Here is a 16,104-nt window from a genome sequence, read left to right on the forward strand (position 1 = left end):
TTACGTCCGCGATGCGGTGGTCCCGGCGCGGCTCCTAGCGTGAGCGCCGATCTGCTTCCCCGACCCGACGCCTGAGGAGCCCCCATGCCATTCCTTCCGAGCCGCAGCCGAAGCCGCATCCTTCTCGGTGCCGCCGCTCTGACGGCCGCGACCATCGCCGTCGCCGGCTGCGCGACTCAGGCCCCCGAGCCGGGAGGGGCAGGCGCCGACGGGGACTTCTCCGGCCAGACGCTGAACGCACTGCTGATCACATCGCACGAGGGGGCCGGCAACTGGCTCAAGGAGCACTTCGAAGAGGAGACCGGCGCAGAGGTCAACCTCACGATCGTGCCCTACGACGAGATCGGCTCGACCCTCGCCCTCGACCAGCAGTCGGGCGCCAACACCTTCGACGTCGCGGCTCCCTGGTACGTGTCGATCGGCGACCTCGCCGAAGGCGGTTCCATCCAGGATCTCACCGAGTGGATCGACGAGACCCCGTCGCTCGACACCGACGACTTCATCCCGTCGATCAACGACCCGTACACGCTGGTGGGCGACCGCCGTTACGGTCTGCCCTTCGACGGTGACACCCACGTGCTCTTCTACAACGAGGAGATCCTCGAGCGGAACGGCATCACCGAGCCTCCCGCGACCTGGGACGAGTACCTCGCCGATGTGAAGACCATCACCGAGAACGAGGGCGATGAGGGCGTCTACGGGTCGGCGATCTTCGGCCAGAAGTCGCCGCTGATCCTCGGTGCGGCCTACGCGAACCGGCTGGCCGGCTTCGGCGGCGAGTTCGTCGATGACGACGGCAAGCCCACGATCAACTCCCGGGAGGCGGTGGCCGCTGCCGAGGCGCTGGTGGATGCGGTGCCCTACGCCTTCCCGACAGCAGCCGAGACCGACTTCGGCGTCGGCAACGGCGCGTGGTACGACGGCAAGGTCGGCTTCATCGAGAACTGGACCGACTTGGGGGTGGGTTCGGAGACGAATCCCGATTCGAAGGTCGCGGGCAAGTGGGGCGTGACCACGTTGCCCGTCGGCGGCGAGAACACCGAGGCGCGGGCCTCGCTGGTGGCGGGCTTCACGTGGGTCATCGCGGCGAACACCGAGAAGACCGACCTCGCCAAGGCCTTCATCGAGTACGCCTCGTCCAGCGAGGTCAACTCGGAGCTGATCGTGGCCGACCCGCAGACCGGCATCGACCCGAACCGGGAGTCATCGCTCGAGAGCGAGGCCTACGGCGAGACCTACCCCGACCTGCAGCGGGTCAACCGCACGACGCTCAGCGGTTCGCTCGCATGGCCCACCGGGGAGAACGCCTCTCAGGCGGCGCAGATCCTCACCGACGAGCTGGCGAAGCTCATCGCGGGGGAAGGCGGCACCGCCCAGGAGACGCTCGACCGCGTGCAGGCCGAGTGGGAAGAGATCCTTGGCTGACGCCGCCGCGATCCGCGTGCGTGCCGCCCGCACGTCCGGCCGAGTGCCGAGACGGGCGGGCGGTGCCGCGCTGCTGCTCACGGCGCCGACCATCCTGTCGATCGTCGTGCTCGGGGCGTACCCGCTCGTGTTCGTCCTCGCCGCGGCGTTCACCGACTCGACGCTCGGGCGCCCCTTCCAGGAGTGGGTCGGGACGGCGAACCTGGAGACGATCCTCTCGGATGCCGACGTTGTCGCCTCCTTCGTGCGGACGGTCGTCTACGCGGTCATCGTGGCCGTAACGAGTGTCGTGCTGGGGGTCGCCATCGCGGTCGCGTTGGAGCGGGCGACCCGCTCGGGTGCCGTCGTGCGCACTCTTCTCCTGCTCCCGTTGATCACGCCGCCGGTCGTGGTAGGCACGCTGTGGAAGCTCGTGTTCAACCCCGGCGGTGGGCTGCTCGCGACGCTTCTCCCGGGCCTCTCGCTCGCGCCGCTGTCGACCACCGCCTGGGCACTGCCCGCGGTCGGACTCGCCGACGTGTGGCAGTGGACGCCGCTCATCGTGATCCTCGTCTACGCCGCCCTGCTCACGCAGGATCCGTCGGTGCGCGAGGCCGCCTCTCTCGACGGCGCCCACGGAACAGGCCTGTTCCGGCACATCACGTGGCCCGCGATCGCAGGCACCGTGATCGCCGCCCTCTTCATCCGGCTCGTCATCGCGCTGAAGGTCTTCGACCTCGTCGTCGTGATGACGTCGGGCGGACCCGGTCAGGCCTCGACCGTGACCACGTATCTCATCCAGCAGGTCGCTCTCAAGGAGTTCGACATCGGCCGGGCATCCGCGATCACTCTCGTGTTCGCCGTCATCGTGACCGTGGTGACCCTCGTGGTGGCGGTGTTCGCTCGAAAGGCCCGACATGACTGATCGAACAAGCCGCCTGCGTCCGGTCGCGAGCAGCGTGCTCTTCGTGGCGCTCGTCGCGACCCTGGTTCCGCTCGCCTATCTGTTCTCAGTGTCGCTGATGGGTCGGGATGAGACGGTCTCGGGAGTGCTGTGGAGCGCTGATCCGCACTGGTCGAACTGGGGCGAGGTGATGGCCACCGACATCCCGCGTTCGATCCTGAACTCTCTGGCCGCAGCTCTCGGCGGCGCTGCCGTCTCACTGATCATCGCCGTCCCCGGCGCCTGGGTCATCGTGCGCCGCAACGCCGGCGGTCGCACGCTCGCCGCGACTCTGATGAGCCCGTGGCTGCTTCCGCCGATCGTCGCGGTGGTCCCGCTGCTGACGCTCCTGCGAACGGTGGGGCTGAACAACACGCTCCTCGGACTCACGCTCGTCTACGCCCTCGTCAACGTCCCCGTCGCCGTCTGGCTGCTGGAGGGCTTCATCCGCAGGCTCCCGGTGGAGATCGAGGAGGCGGCGCGGATCGACGGTGCGGGGACCTTGCGGATGCTGTGGTCGGTCGTCGTGCCGCTGCTGCTGCCGAGCCTCGTCGCTATCGGGATCATCGTCGCCATCCTCAACTACAACGAGTTCCTCCTCGCGACCTTCCTCACGCAGAGCGTGGACTCGCAGACCTTCCCGGTCGCGCTGTCGCTCTTCTACGGAGACCGCACGCCGCACTTCGGCAAGATCGCGGCCGCGTCCTTCATCGGTGTGATTCCGGTCTTCGCCGCCGCGGTGTTCTTCCAGCGCTGGCTCGTGGGAGGGCTGACCGCCGGGGCCGTGCGCTGAGGCGGGGACCGTGCACCTCAAGCAACCCATGCCGGTATATCGGCGTTGTATACCGGTTGCCGCGTAATCCCGGGGCATTTTCCTGATCTCTTAGATGGGTCGCGACTGGGAGCGACTCGAATCGGATGGGGAAGACGATGACTGGGGAGCGTGGTTTCGTGCGTGCGCGCAGAAGGACGATAGGCGAGGCGAAGGCAGCCGGCGGAGCGAGGAACCGAGGGCGAGGCATCGCGGCGATAATCGTGGGGATGGTCATGGCACTGGCGGGCCTTCTGGGGTCTGTCGTGCCGGCCGCCGCGGCTCCGAGCGTGACTTATCCCGGAGCGATCGGCAGCGTGTCGCTCGAGAATGCGAACGGCGGCGGGCCGCTGGTGCAGTGGCAGACCGTCCGGATCTCGGGTGCGTGGGCGGTGCCGGCCGGAGCACAGGCGGGAGAGACCTTCGGGATGACGCTCCCCGCCGAGTTCAGCCGGCAGTCGGCGGGAGACTTCACGATCTCGGATCCGGTGACGGGCCTGGTCATGGCCGACTGCGTCGTGGCTGCGGGTGCCGGGCCGGACATCGTGTGCACTCTCACCGAGGCGGTCGAAGGTCTTGAGGAGGTGGGCGGCTCCTTCTGGATGAAGGCGAGAGCCTCGCAGACGACGACCAGCGAGACGGTCGAATTCGACCTGGGCGACACGGTCGAGATCGTAGACCTCCCGGGTGATGGCGGAGTGGTTCCCGAAGATCCTGCTGAGGAGGAAGAGCCGTACAAGTACGGTGGGCTGACTGCGACCGATGGGCTGTTGAAGTGGGTCATCGGGATTCCGAGCGGCTATGTCGACGACGGCTCCTTCACGATCAGGGACACGCTCGATTCGGGCCTCACGGGACATCACTACACCGGCGACGTGAAGCTGATTCAGCGCGCGGTCGTGAACGGCGCACTGGTCGGAGACGCGAGGGAGGTCGATCCCTCTGCCTACGTGATCGATCTGGCAGAAGACGGGCGTTCGTTCGAGTTCGCAGCATCCGGTCTGCCGGCCGGAGGGTTCGCCTACGAACTGGTCTACTTCACCCAGGCGGACGCGCCGGTGTCCGAGGGCGACATCTTCGGCAACCGCGCGATCGTCGACACCTTCGAGACATCTGCGACCCACACGGTCGTCGAGTCCGGAGGGGGCGACGGCAGCGGCGTCGCCTACACGACGTTCTCGATCACCAAGGAGATCACGGGCGCGCAGGCGGACGCCGCTCGCGACGCGACCTACACGGTGCAGTACTCGGTCAAGGGCTCGGATGCCCCCGCAGCCACGATGTCGGTTCCCGTGGGGGAGCCGGTGATCAGCGCCCGTGCGCCGCTCGGATCGACCTTCGTGATCGAGGAGATCGACCTGCCGGAGATCGAGGGAGTGACATGGGGTGAATGGACGATCGCCGGTGAGGGCGTCGTCGACGGCAGTGATGGCACCTACGAGGTGACTCCGGGAACGACTGCCGGCGTCGAGCTCACGCTCACCAACATCGCCAACCTGGTGCCGGTCGTGACCCCGACGCCCACTCCGACGCCGACTCCGACTCCGACTCCGACTCCGATCCCCACCGCGACTCCGACTCCGGTGACCACGCCGTCTCCGACCCCGACTCCCGTCACGACGCCGTCCCCGACTCCGACCCCGGTCGCCGGTGGACTGGCTCTGACGGGAGGCGAATCCGGTGCAGCATTCCTGTCCCTCGCATTCGTGCTGGTCGTCGGCGGCGGACTGGCCACGGGCATCGCCGCGAAGCGCCGGTCGAGCGCCGCGCGTCGCTGACGTTCGTCACGCACCGAAGCCCACCCGCTCTGCGCGGGTGGGCTTCGGTGCGTGCGGCGCGGTGTCTCAGCGGATCGCGTAGACGGCGCTGCCGACGATCACAGCCACGATCGTGGTCCATCCGACGATCGCGACTGCCTGCCAGATGAGGATGCGGACCTTGCCGACGCCCGACGCGGCGAGCATCGTGGCCGTGAAATGCGTGGGCAGCAGGAGCGGACCGAGCAAGCTGACGCCCGGCACGCCGTAGCGCTCGAAGGCCCGCTGGAACTTCTCACGGCGGGCGCTGCCACGGTCAGAACCCGCGGAGTCCGCAGGCACCGACTCGACGGCTCCGCCGCCGGCGACCACAGCCTGCCGGCTGCGCGACCGGTTCACGATCGCCGTTCGCGCCCCCGAGCTCGCGATGACGAGCACGGCGACGCAGAGGAAGTTGCCGATGATCGCCGCGATCGCCGCGACGAAAGGATTGATGCCGCCGATGATGCCGATCGACACGGCACCCTCGCCCTCGATGAAGGGGATCGCCCCTGCGAGGGCGACGATGAGTGGCTGAACGAGTTCGGGCACCTGGGCGACGAAGCCCTGGAAGGTCTCGATGAGATTCATGGGGTGGCTCCTGCCGGTCTGAGTGACGGTGTCTCCGTCGTGATGCACCCAGTCCATCGCTTCTCGCCCGGCCGCGGCAGTGTCGGAGCGTCACTGCTTTCCGGGTGGTTCGCCCGCGGCATCCGTGACATGTGTCACGCCCGTATTCTGGGGGCATGAGCAGCACTTCTCCGGTCGCCGACCACTCCGGTGACCCGCCACCCGGCGCGCGTCAGCTCGCGCGGGGCATCACCGCGACCTGGTGGTACACCTTCTCGGCCGTGGTGTTCCTCGAGCTGTTCCTGGTGCTGGTCTGGACGCTGCAGGCGCTCGCCGATCCGGCTGGCGCGGTGGCGCCGTTCGTCGTGGGTCTGGGGGGCCTCGTCTGGTGGGCCTCGACGATGGTGCTGCTCGTCGACTACCGGCATCGGTTGGATGCGGAGCCCGGCATCGCCTGGACGCGCATCGGGCTGCCGCTGCTGGTGGCGATCGGGTACGGACTCGTGGCCGGACTGATGATCGACAGCTGGCTGCTCGCACTCATGCCCGTCGCTCAGTCGGTCGTGCTGCTCAACTGGCCCAAGGGCATCCGCCTGCGGGTCGTCGTCTTGACCACTCTGCTGCTCGTGCTCGTCGCCTTCGTCGATGCGGCAAGGGGAGCGGCCGACATCGGCCTCCCCGGGTGGATCCCCGCGTTGTATGCGATCCTCATCCCGGCGATGTCGGTGAGTTCCCTCTGGTGGTGGGACGTGCTGGTCACGGTCGATCGCGCCAGGGCCTCGGAGTCCCGCCTCGCAGCGACACAGGAGCGTCTGCGCGTGGCCACAGATGTGCACGATCTGCAGGGACATCACCTGCAGGTGATCGCCCTGCAGCTCGAACTCGCCGAGCGACTCATGGGGATCGATCCCGACGCGGCTCTGGAACAGCTGCAAGCGGCCAGGGTGAGCGTCGACGAGGCTCGCCAGGGCACCCGCGACCTTGCGACGCGCTTCCGCTCGGTGCCGCTGGGAGACGAGGTCGCGAATGCGCGAGACCTTCTCACGGCGGCCGGACTCGACGTCGAGGCCGACATCGCGCCCGACGCCGACGATGCGCCGTCATCGGCGCTCGCGCCCGTGATCAGGGAGACCACGACCAACGTCCTGCGGCACGGCGCCGGCAGGCGCGCCCGTCTCTCGCTCCGCCGGGTCGCCGACGGATGGCGCTACGAAGTCGCGAACGATGTGGCACCCCGCGCCGGAGACGAGCCCGTGGGGTCGGGGCTCGACGGTGTGCGGCGACGCATCTCGGAGGCCGGCGGGACCCTGGAGGTCAGGGAGGACGCCGGCGAGTTCATCGTCTCGGTGACGGTGCCCGACTCTGAGACGCAGCCCGTCGACGGAGAGGGACAGCGATGATCCGGGTGCTTCTCGCCGACGATGAGGGCATGATCCGTTCGGCCCTCGCCGCGCTGCTGCGCCTCGAGGGCGACATCGAGGTGGTGGCCGAGTGCGCCGACGGAGAGCAGGCACTCGCTGCCGCGCTGGCTCTGACCCCCGACGTCTGCCTGCTCGACCTCGAGATGCCGGGGCTCGACGGCGTAGAGGTCGCCGAGAGGCTGAACCGAGCAATCGTCACGCGCTGCGTCGTGGTCACCCGTCACGCCCGCCCGGGGGTGCTGCGGCGGGCTCTCGCATCAGGCGTCGCGGGCTTCCTGCCGAAGTCCCGAGGCGCCGATCAGGTCGCCGATGTGATCCGCAGGGTCGCGGCGGGAGCTCGCTACGTCGACCCCGAGATCGCGGCAGACGCGCTGAGCGATGAGCGGTCGCCCCTCACCGATCGTGAGCTGGACGTGCTGCGTGCGGGGCGCCGCGGTGAGACCACGACTCAGATCGCGAGGGCGCTGTCGCTCGCTCCCGGGACGGTGCGCAATCACATCTCCGCAGTGCTCGCGAAGCTGTCGGTCGGCACCCGGCAGCAGGCGGTGCTGATGGCTGAGGAGCGCGGCTGGATCTGACGCCGGGGCGACGATCCCGCGAAGACCAGGAGGGCGGGTGGGGCCGTGGGAGGTGCCCCACCCGCGAGCCGCTCAAAGGGGAGAGTGCGGCTCAGACCGGAAGCGGGCTCTTGTTCCCCCTGGCCGACTTCTGGTCTCATGTGCAAGACCCGAAAGCTCACCGAAAGTGACGCCGGGGTCAGAATCTCGCTGAAGCCCCTTCGAGTTCAGTGCTCATGACGCGACTCGTCGTCATGATGATGACCGCCGTGCTCGTCTTCCAGGATCATGCCGACCGAGGTCGCGCAGGCGTCGCCCTTCCACGCTTCGAGGCCCTCTCGCACAGCGAAGATCGCGATGACGAGCCCGGCGACGGCATCGGCCCACCACCAGCCGAGCAGGCTGTTGAGCGCCAGACCGATGAGTACCGCAGCTGACAGGTAGGTGCAGATCAGCGTCTGTTTCGAGTCGGCGACGGCCGTGGCTGATCCCACCTCGAATCCCGCTCGTCGCTCGGCGAACGACACCAGCGGCATGATCACCACACTGAGTGCGGTCAGCACGAGACCGACCGCGCTGTGCTCGGGGCGATCGCCGCCGAACAGCGACAGCACGGACGACGTCGTGACGTAGATCGCGAGCGCGAAGAACGCCACGGCGATCACTCGCAGTGTGGGCTTCTCCCAGCGCTCGGGATCATGCCGCGTGAACTGCCAGGCGACGGCAGCGGCCGACAGCACCTCGATGCTCGAGTCGAGTCCGAAGCCGATCAGCGCGGCAGACGACGCGGCCGACCCCGCGGCGATCGCGACGACGGCCTCGATCACGTTGTAGACGATCGTGAACGCCACGATGAGGCGGATGCGGCGATGGAGCGTCGCGCGCCGATCGGGGGTGAGAGTGGTCGCCGACATCAGCAGCTGCACCCGTCTCCGTCGCAGCAGTCGGGTTCGACGATCAGCGTGACGCGCATCAGCTCGTCGAGGGCCGTGGCGAGGTGCGGGTCTGCGAGCGCATAGCGGATGCGGCGTCCGTCGGGCACGCTCTCGACGAGTCCGCATTCACGCAGACACGCGAGGTGGTTCGACAGGAGCTGACGGCTGACCCCGAGCTCGTCCGCGAGATCCGAGGGGTACGCCGGCGACTCGCGAAGAGCAAGAAGGATGGCTGCCCGCGTCGCATCCGACAGTGCGTGGCCGAGGCGAGCGACGGCGGCGGTATGCGTGGGCGAGGCGGTGAGGGTCACGATGTAACAGTACACAGAATGCTGAATTCAGAAAATTGTGTACTCATGCTGCTTCGGCAACATCCGTGAAATCTCACCTCGATATCGTGATCGGCGGTGGACCCGAATCGAGAGGAAGACATGAACGTGACGGTCGAACGGGTGGCATGGTCGCATCCGTATGGCGAGCGGCTCAGAGCTGCGCAGCGCAGCGAACTCGATGCGCGGTACGGCAGTGATGATCACGAGCCGGGCGTGATCCCCTCGGCCGATGACGTGCCGGTCTTCCTCGTAGCTCGGGACGGCAGCGGTCACGCGGTCGTGTGCGGCGGTCTCCGGCCCCTCCATCCGGAGGTGCTCGGATCGGATACGGCGGAGATCAAACGGATGTACGCCGCGCCCTCTGCGCGCGGAACGGGCGCGGCCGTCGCCCTGCTGCGCGCGCTCGAGGCGGAGGCGCGGCAGCTCGGCATCCGGTCTCTGGTGCTCGAGACCGGCACCGCTCAGCCGGATGCCGTGCGCTTCTACGAGCGCGAAGGGTACGTGCCGATTCCGCTCTTCGGACACTACGTCGGCAGCGACCTGTCACTGTGTTTCGCGAAGGTGCTCGACGCCGCCTGAGACGGTTCAGCGCGGCGGCGCGACGATCACTGCAGACTCAGGCGGCAGCGCGACGGTCCGCGCCATCATCCGGCCCGGCACCGTCTCGAGCAGGATCCGCGAATCGGGGCGCAGGTCGAACTCCACCTCGTCTGCGGTGAGGTTCACCAGCACGGCGAGCTCGCCGCGCTCGATGCGGTAGGCCCGATGCTCGGGCGCGCCATCGAGATGCGAGACCGAGACGACGTTGTGTGACATCTCGGGGTCGGTGAGTTCGGGCACCTCGCGCCGCAGCGCGATCAGGCGTCGATACAGATCGAGCATCCGAGCGTGCTCCGGCGTGCCGACCTCGCTCCAGTCCAGCCGCGATCGCTCGAAGGTCGCAGGGTCCTGAGGGTCGGGCACTGCGGCGGGGTCCCATCCCATCCGCGCGAACTCCGCGATCCGCCCCTCGGCCGTGGCTCGCGCGAGCTCGGGTTCCTGATGAGAGGTGAAGAACTGCCAGGGAGTCGAGGCTCCCCATTCCTCGCCCATGAACAGCATCGGGGTTCCGGGAGCGGTCAGGGTCAGCACCGCGGCGACGGCGAGCCGATCGGACGACAGCGACGCGGTGAGCCGGTCGCCGGCTGCGCGGTTGCCGATCTGGTCGTGATCCTGCGCGAACGTGACCAGACGCCAGGCGGGAACGCTCGACGGCAGCGGAGCGCCGTGCGCTCGCCCGCGGAACGACGAATATGTGCCGTCGTGGAAGAACCCGCCCTGCGTCACCTTCGCGACCGCATCAGGCGCGGCGAAATCGGCGTAGTACCCGTCGGTCTCGCCGGTGAGCGCGACGTGCACCGCGTGGTGCCAGTCATCCGACCACTGCGCGGTGAGACCGTATCCTCCGGCCGCACGGGGGAGGACCATGACGGGGTCGTTGAGATCGGACTCGGCGATCAGGCTCAGCGGGCGATCGATCTCGCGCGACAGCGCATCGACCCGCTCCGACAGCTCGTGCAGGAGATGCGGTGTGCTCTCGTCGTGCAGGGCGTGCACGGCGTCGAGGCGCAGACCGTCGACGTGGAAGTCGCGCAGCCACATCAGGGCGTTCTCGATGATGTACTCGCGCACGGCCGATTCGTCGAGGTTCACCGAGTCGCCCCACGCCGTGTGCTCGCCTTCGCGCAGGTAGGGGCCGAACTCGGGCAGGTAGTTGCCGCTCGGGCCGAGGTGGTTGTAGACCACGTCCTGGATCACGGCGATACCGCGGGAATGAGCGGCGTCGACGAACCGCTGGTACGCGGCCGGGCCGCCGTATCCCTCGTGCACGGCGTACCAGAGCACGCCGTCGTATCCCCAGTTCCACTCGCCGCTGAACGCGTTGACCGGAAGAAGCTCGACATGGGTGATGCCGAGCTCGACGAGGTGATCGAGATGTCCCGCGAGCGAGTCGAGCGTGCCCTCCGGCGTGAAGGTGCCGACGTGCAGCTCGTAGATCACTCCGCCGTCGAGCGGCCGGCCGCTCCAGTCGGCGTCGCTCCACTCGAAGCGCGTGGGGTCGAACAGTGCAGAGGGGCCGTGCACGCCTCGAGGCTGTCGGCGGGAGCGGGGGTCGGGGCGCAGCTCGGAGCCGTCGCCGAGGAGGAAGCCATAGCGCTCGCCCTCGGCCATCGGCACATCCGTGCTCCACCATCCCGACCCATCATCCGCCCGATCGAGATCGTGTTCCGAGATCGTCGTGCAGGCGGGGGTGAGACGCCGCAGCCGCACCCTGTCGACGCGTGGAGCCCAGACCGAGATCATCGCTCATCCACCAGGAGCGCGACCGGATACGTGTCGAGGAGGTCGGAGAGAAGGATCGGCCCCCTCCCGAACCGACGGCCCGTGATCGCGTCGGTCGCGGGCAGCTCGCGGCGCAGCAGCACGGTGTCGCCCCAGCCGCCGCGGCGGGCGAGTCCCCAAGGCAGACGCGTCGCGACCGCGAGCACGCCGCCCCGGTCCATGGCGACCGCATGATCCGATGCCTCCCCGGCGACGCCGCCCGGGCGATATCGGTAGAACAGCTCGCGGTTGTCCCGGCGCAGACGCAGTGCGCGAGAGGTGACGAGCATCTTCGCGAGACCCGAGTCGTCGACAGGGGGGAGGATGCCGCGGGCGACATCGTCGTCGAGCCGCCGGAGCATCGCCGATCGTTCAGCGAAGTCCACGGGCCGCCGATTGTCGGGGTCGACGAGAGAGTGATCCCACAGCTCTGTGCCCTGATAGACGTCGGGCACGCCGGGGGCGGAGAGCTGCAGGAGCTTCGCAGACAGCGAGTTCACCCGGCCGTGGTCGATGATCTCGTGCACGAACCCGTCGACGATCGAGCGGGCATCTCCGTTCGCCGCGTGTGCGATCGACTCGATGCCCTTCTCGAACTCGAGGTCCGGATGCTGCCATCCGGTCGACTCCGCGGCCTCGCGCGCCGCCTTCAGACCGTAGGCGAGCAGTCGCTCGGATGAGATCGGCCAGGCTCCGACCGCAGCCTGCCAGAGCAGCGAATCGAGGGGGCCGTGTCCGGTCGAGGCGACGGCCCGGAGCTCGGCCAGCACCTCGGCCCAGCGATCCGGAATCTCAGCGAGCACCGAGAGGCGCGCGCGAACGTCTTCGGATCGCTTCGTGTCGTGCGTCGACAGCGCCGTGAGCGAGTGCGGCCACGACGCGAGCCGTGCTCGCTGCGCATCATGGAACCCGTCGACCGAGACGGAGGCGATCGACGGGTCGCCGCCGACCTCTGTCAGGGTTCCGAGGCGGGTGTGGCGATAGAACGCGGTGTCCTCGACACCCTTCGCCATGACGGCGCCCGTCACCTGCGGAAAGCGCTCAGACACCTCGAGCGTCGTGTCGAGCAGCAGCGGCTCCAGCTCGGCGATCGACGCCGCGAGGTCGGGGCGTCGGCGCGCGGCGTCGTCGAGCGCGTGCTGCAGGTGCTCGCGCCCCGCGGGCAGGTACGCCCTGTAGACGGGGAAGCTCGCGACGATCTCGGCCAGCGCGTCCTCCGCGCCGACCACACCGAACGGCAGGGCCCTCACCAGGCGGCGCACCTCGGACTGCAGCAGCTCATCTGCGATCATCCGCTTGGTCGAGTGGATCAGGTCGTGCCACGACTGCGCCGCGGGCAGACCGGTCTCGGATCGCAGCCGCTCGTCGAGTCGGTCGAGGGCCGCCACTCCGTCGCCGTCGATCAGGACGCGGTCGATCTCGCCCATCGCGTCGTAGCCGGTCGTACCGTCGGTGCGCCACCACGAGGGCAGCTGCTCGCCCGGTTCGAGGATCTTCTCGACGACCGTGTACGCGCCGCCGGTGATGTCTGCGAGTCGCTCGAGGTAGCCGCCGGGGTCGGTCAGCCCGTCGGGGTGGTCGACCCGCAGCCCGTCGACCAGCCCGTCGGTGATCCACCGCGCGATCTCCTCGTGCGACTCGTCGAACACATCGGGCATCTCGACGCGGATGCCGGCGAGCTCCGAGACGGCGAAGAAGCGGCGATAGTCGAGGTCGGTGTTCTGGTCCTCCCAGAACCGCAGCTCGTAGTGCTGGGCGTCCAGGAGTGCCGGCAGGTCGTCCGCGAACTCTCCGGAGCCCGGTGCCAACGGCAGTACGTGGTCGAAGTACGACAGCGTTCCGTCGGGGGCGTCGTCGGCGGGAGTGGTGTCGACGACGATGTCGCCGGCCTCGAGGACCTCTGTGAGCGACGAGCCCAGGATCGGCAGACGCACGCGCCCTTCGGACAGCCGTCGGTCGACGTCGAACGCCACCGCATGACGTGACGAGCGTCCGAGCCTCAGCAGATCCCACCACCAGATGTTGGCGCGGGGGATCGCCACGCCGACGTGGTTCGGCACGATGTCGACGAGGATGCCGAGCCCGGCTGCGCGCGCGGCGGCGGCGAATCGCTGCAGTCCCTCGCGGCCGCCGCGGTCGTCATCCACCCGGGAGTGGTCGACGACGTCGTACCCGTGGTCCGATCCCGGCACGGCGGCCAGGAGCGGCGACAGGTAGGCCCACGACGCACCGAGGTCGGCCAGGTAGGTCGTGACCGAAGCCGCATCGCCGAGTGTGAAGCCCGAGCGGATCTGCAGACGATAGGTCGAGAGCGGGCGATGAGTCATCGAGGCAGCTCCGGGGTGGGCGCCGGCGCCGGGGCCTCGGCCTGCTCGGTCTGGATGCGCAGCGACGCTTCGACCGAGTTGTCCGTCGACACCACCGTGCGGTCGGCGTCTCGCAGTACGAGAAGCGAGTGTGCCTCGAGCGAGACCGTCGCACCGGGATCCAGCGATGCGCCGTCTGCTCGCTCGCCGGCGGTGTCGATCATGACCTCCCATGCGTGGCCGTGCCGCTCATCCGGAAGCGCGACCTCGACGGGATCCGTCCCGCTGTTGAAGTAGACGAGGAAGTTCTGGTCGGTGACAGGCCGACCGCGCCGGTCCTTCTCGCGGATCCCCTGACCGTTCAGGAAGACTCCGATCGCGAGACCGAAGCCGGAATCCCAGTCCTCCGGTTGCATACGTCGGCCATCCGGACGCAGCCAGACGACGTCGGGTACGCGCTCGCCGTCTTCCGACCTCACCGGACGGCCGTCGAAGAAGCGGCTGCGCCGGAACGTCGGGTGGTCGCGGCGAAGCCGGGCCACCGCTGCGGTGAATTCCACGAGCGGCAGGTCGGCCGACTCCCAGTCCACCCAGGTGAGCTCGTTGTCCTGTGCGTAGCCGTTGTTGTTGCCGTCCTGGGTGCGCCCGAGCTCGTCGCCGTGCGCGATCATCGGCACACCCTGCGACAGCAGCAGAGTTGCGAGGAAGTTGCGCTGCTGCCGGGCGCGGATGCGGTTGATGCCCTCGTCGTCGGTGGGACCCTCCGCGCCGTTGTTGTCGGAGCGGTTGTGGGATTCCCCGTCGGCGTTGTTCTCGCCGTTCGCCTCGTTGTGCTTCTCGTTGTACGAGACGAGGTCGCGAAGCGTGAAGCCGTCGTGAGCCGTCACGAAGTTGATCGATGCCACCGGGCGGCGACCGGAGTGCTCGTACAGGTCCGCCGAGCCGGTGAGACGCGAGGCGAACTCACCGAGCGCCTGGGGCTCACCGCGCCAGAAGTCGCGCACCGTGTCGCGGTACTTGCCGTTCCACTCCGTCCACTGTGGAGGGAAGTTGCCGACCTGGTATCCGCCCGGGCCGACATCCCAGGGCTCGGCGATGAGCTTCACCTGCGAGACGATCGGATCCTGCTGCACGAGCTCGAAGAAGGCCGCGAGTCGGTCGACGTCGTAGAACTCGCGCGCGAGGGTCGAGGCGAGGTCGAACCGGAAGCCGTCGACGTGCATTTCCGTGACCCAGTACCGCAGCGAGTCCATGATCAGCTGCAACGCGTGCGGGTTGCCGGCGTTGAGACTGTTGCCCGTGCCGGTGTAGTCGGTGTAGTAGCGGCGGTCCTCTTCGAGGCGGTAGTAGGCCTCGTTGTCGATGCCCCGCATCGAGAGCATGGGCCCCATGTGGTTGCCCTCGGCGGTGTGGTTGTAGACCACGTCGAGGATGACCTCGATGCCCGCCGCGTGGAGCGCACGCACCATGGCCTTGAACTCCTGCACCTGCTGACCGTGCTGCCCGCTGGAGGAGTAGTCGTTGTGCGGCGCGAAGAAGGCGAGAGTGTTGTAGCCCCAGTAGTTCGTGAGGCCCTTCTCCTCGAGGGTCGAGTCGTAGATGAACTGATGCACCGGCATCAGCTCGATCGCGGTGACGCCGAGGTGCACGAGATGCGCGATGACCGACGGGTGACCGATCGCCGCATACGTGCCGCGCAGCTCCTCGGGGACATCGGGGTGCAGCTGGGTGAGCCCCTTGACGTGCGCCTCGTAGATCACGGTCTGCGCATAGGGGATCTTCGGGAGGCGGTCGCCCGCCCACTCGAAGAACGGGTTCACGACCACGCCCTTCACCATCGTCGCGCCGGAGTCCTCGTCGTTGCGCGAGTCGGGGTCGCCGAAGTCGTAGCCGAACAGGGGCTGCCCCCACTCCACCCGACCCGCGACCGACTTCGCGTAGGGGTCGAGAAGGAGCTTGTTCGGATTGAATCGCTTGCCCTGGGCGGGGTCGTAGGCGCCGTGCACGCGGTACCCGTACAGCTGTCCCGGCTGCACGGAGGGCAGATAGCCGTGCCACACGAACGCGTCGACCTCTTCGAGCGGAATCCGCTCTTCATTGCCGTCGTCATCGAAGAGGCACAGCTCGACCTTCTCGGCACCCTCGCTGAACAGGGCGAAGTTCGCGCCCTGACCGTCGAAGGTCGCACCGAGAGGGTACGGGGAACCAGGCCAGATCTCGCGGCTCACTGAGCGCGCCGCTTCGAGACGGCGCGGTGCAGGACAGTCCGCACCGCGTCGTGGAAGTCGTGCACCTGAGCGATCTCGTCTGCGTGATGATAAGGGTGGCCCACGTAGCAGACGAAGACCGGATGCACGTGCTCGACGTATCCGACCGGACCTTCGTGGAGCACGACGTACCGATCGAGGTCGACACGTTCGTAGAGGGGCTCGGCCGGCGTGGAGGCTTTCATGGGAGCCTGGCCGTCCGCGGGCTTGTGGTCATGCGCGGTATGGGTCTTCGCAGTCATGAGGGCTCCTGTTCTGTTGATGGGCTCCACGCTAAGAGATCCGAGTTCTCAGGGGAACACCATTGCCTCCGCGGGACGAACGCGCTATGTCGTGAGAGCGGGTCGGGGCAGTGCAATCACCCCGCGGCCACCTGCGAGAATGGAAGCCCCGTGCCGATC

Annotated in this window: 14 protein-coding genes; 7 read left to right on the forward strand and 7 right to left on the reverse strand. The window is 68.3% G+C overall.

The window, feature by feature from the left end; translation table 11 throughout:
• Nucleotides 1-84 precede the first annotated feature (84 nt).
• The 4 genes from FIV50_RS03540 to FIV50_RS03555 all read left to right on the forward strand — a co-directional run bounded on the left by FIV50_RS03540 (nt 85) and on the right by FIV50_RS03555 (nt 4,936).
• Nucleotides 85-1,425, forward strand: a complete 1,341-nt coding sequence (locus FIV50_RS03540; protein WP_140036221.1) for an ABC transporter substrate-binding protein — start codon at nt 85-87, stop codon at nt 1,423-1,425.
• Nucleotides 1,418-2,329 (forward strand): carbohydrate ABC transporter permease, encoded by a 912-nt coding sequence (locus FIV50_RS03545; RefSeq protein WP_258184396.1) that lies wholly within the window; start codon nt 1,418-1,420, stop codon nt 2,327-2,329. The genes FIV50_RS03540 and FIV50_RS03545 overlap by 8 nt, the downstream gene beginning before the upstream one ends.
• Entirely contained in the window at nt 2,322-3,140 is an 819-nt protein-coding gene (locus FIV50_RS03550) for a carbohydrate ABC transporter permease (protein ID WP_140036222.1), read from the forward strand. Before FIV50_RS03545 ends, FIV50_RS03550 begins: the two co-directional genes overlap by 8 nt.
• A gap of 248 nt (nt 3,141-3,388) precedes the next feature.
• Nucleotides 3,389-4,936, forward strand: coding sequence for an Ig-like domain-containing protein (locus FIV50_RS03555; protein WP_140036223.1), 1,548 nt, complete (start codon nt 3,389-3,391; stop codon nt 4,934-4,936).
• Between the two features lie 66 nt (nt 4,937-5,002).
• Here FIV50_RS03555 and FIV50_RS03560 read toward each other — a convergent pair whose 3' ends face one another.
• Complete coding sequence (locus FIV50_RS03560; protein WP_140036224.1) at nt 5,003-5,545, reverse strand: small multidrug efflux protein; 543 nt, start codon at nt 5,543-5,545, stop codon at nt 5,003-5,005.
• A gap of 155 nt (nt 5,546-5,700) precedes the next feature.
• On the opposite strand from FIV50_RS03560, the gene FIV50_RS03565 reads away from it, so the two are divergent.
• Both FIV50_RS03565 and FIV50_RS03570 read left to right on the forward strand, forming a co-directional pair.
• Nucleotides 5,701-6,924: a sensor histidine kinase gene (locus tag FIV50_RS03565; RefSeq protein WP_140036225.1), complete on the forward strand. Its 1,224-nt coding sequence runs from the start codon at nt 5,701-5,703 to the stop codon at nt 6,922-6,924.
• Entirely contained in the window at nt 6,921-7,523 is a 603-nt protein-coding gene (locus tag FIV50_RS03570) for a response regulator transcription factor (protein ID WP_140036226.1), read from the forward strand. Before FIV50_RS03565 ends, FIV50_RS03570 begins: the two co-directional genes overlap by 4 nt.
• A gap of 206 nt (nt 7,524-7,729) precedes the next feature.
• Here FIV50_RS03570 and FIV50_RS03575 read toward each other — a convergent pair whose 3' ends face one another.
• Nucleotides 7,730-8,416, reverse strand: coding sequence for a cation transporter (locus FIV50_RS03575; protein WP_140036227.1), 687 nt, complete (start codon nt 8,414-8,416; stop codon nt 7,730-7,732).
• Nucleotides 8,416-8,751, reverse strand: coding sequence for an ArsR/SmtB family transcription factor (locus FIV50_RS03580; protein WP_219846284.1), 336 nt, complete (start codon nt 8,749-8,751; stop codon nt 8,416-8,418). The genes FIV50_RS03575 and FIV50_RS03580 overlap by 1 nt, the downstream gene beginning before the upstream one ends.
• Before the next feature lie 117 nt (nt 8,752-8,868).
• Here FIV50_RS03580 and FIV50_RS03585 point away from each other — a divergent pair, with 117 nt between their 5' ends.
• The gene (locus FIV50_RS03585) at nt 8,869-9,348 is read left to right on the forward strand and encodes a GNAT family N-acetyltransferase (RefSeq protein ID WP_140036229.1); all 480 of its coding nucleotides are present in this window, start codon (nt 8,869-8,871) and stop codon (nt 9,346-9,348) included.
• Nucleotides 9,349-9,354: 6 nt separating this feature from the next.
• Here FIV50_RS03585 and treZ read toward each other — a convergent pair whose 3' ends face one another.
• From treZ to FIV50_RS03605, 4 genes are read right to left on the reverse strand one after another with little or no spacing between them, the layout of a single operon-like run.
• Nucleotides 9,355-11,112 (reverse strand): malto-oligosyltrehalose trehalohydrolase, encoded by a 1,758-nt coding sequence (gene treZ, locus FIV50_RS03590; RefSeq protein WP_140036230.1) that lies wholly within the window; start codon nt 11,110-11,112, stop codon nt 9,355-9,357.
• A complete protein-coding gene (treY, locus tag FIV50_RS03595) occupies nt 11,109-13,457 on the reverse strand; it encodes a malto-oligosyltrehalose synthase (protein ID WP_140036231.1) in 2,349 nt (782 codons plus the stop codon). Before treY ends, treZ begins: the two co-directional genes overlap by 4 nt.
• Nucleotides 13,454-15,664 carry a glycogen debranching protein GlgX gene (gene glgX, locus FIV50_RS03600; protein WP_140036232.1) on the reverse strand — a complete coding sequence of 737 codons (2,211 nt, stop codon included), beginning with the start codon at nt 15,662-15,664 and terminating at the stop codon, nt 13,454-13,456. Before glgX ends, treY begins: the two co-directional genes overlap by 4 nt.
• On the reverse strand, nt 15,661-15,945 hold the full coding sequence (locus tag FIV50_RS03605) for a hypothetical protein (RefSeq protein WP_140036233.1): 285 nt from the start codon (nt 15,943-15,945) through the stop codon (nt 15,661-15,663). Before FIV50_RS03605 ends, glgX begins: the two co-directional genes overlap by 4 nt.
• Nucleotides 15,946-16,104: the final 159 nt, after the last annotated feature.

The organism is Microbacterium foliorum (assembly GCF_006385575.1).
Classification (GTDB): domain Bacteria; phylum Actinomycetota; class Actinomycetes; order Actinomycetales; family Microbacteriaceae; genus Microbacterium; species Microbacterium foliorum_B.

Coding starts and splice junctions, on each gene's coding strand:
- FIV50_RS03540 (WP_140036221.1), top strand. CDS start 85: ATGCCATTCCTTCCGAGCCGCAGCCGAAGCCGCATCCTTCTCGGTGCC.
- FIV50_RS03550 (WP_140036222.1), top strand. CDS start 2,322: ATGACTGATCGAACAAGCCGCCTGCGTCCGGTCGCGAGCAGCGTGCTC.
- FIV50_RS03555 (WP_140036223.1), top strand. CDS start 3,389: ATGGTCATGGCACTGGCGGGCCTTCTGGGGTCTGTCGTGCCGGCCGCC.
- FIV50_RS03560 (WP_140036224.1), bottom strand. CDS start 5,545: ATGAATCTCATCGAGACCTTCCAGGGCTTCGTCGCCCAGGTGCCCGAA.
- FIV50_RS03565 (WP_140036225.1), top strand. CDS start 5,701: ATGAGCAGCACTTCTCCGGTCGCCGACCACTCCGGTGACCCGCCACCC.
- FIV50_RS03570 (WP_140036226.1), top strand. CDS start 6,921: ATGATCCGGGTGCTTCTCGCCGACGATGAGGGCATGATCCGTTCGGCC.
- FIV50_RS03575 (WP_140036227.1), bottom strand. CDS start 8,416: ATGTCGGCGACCACTCTCACCCCCGATCGGCGCGCGACGCTCCATCGC.
- FIV50_RS03585 (WP_140036229.1), top strand. CDS start 8,869: ATGAACGTGACGGTCGAACGGGTGGCATGGTCGCATCCGTATGGCGAG.
- treZ (WP_140036230.1), bottom strand. CDS start 11,112: ATGATCTCGGTCTGGGCTCCACGCGTCGACAGGGTGCGGCTGCGGCGT.
- treY (WP_140036231.1), bottom strand. CDS start 13,457: ATGACTCATCGCCCGCTCTCGACCTATCGTCTGCAGATCCGCTCGGGC.
- FIV50_RS03605 (WP_140036233.1), bottom strand. CDS start 15,945: ATGACTGCGAAGACCCATACCGCGCATGACCACAAGCCCGCGGACGGC.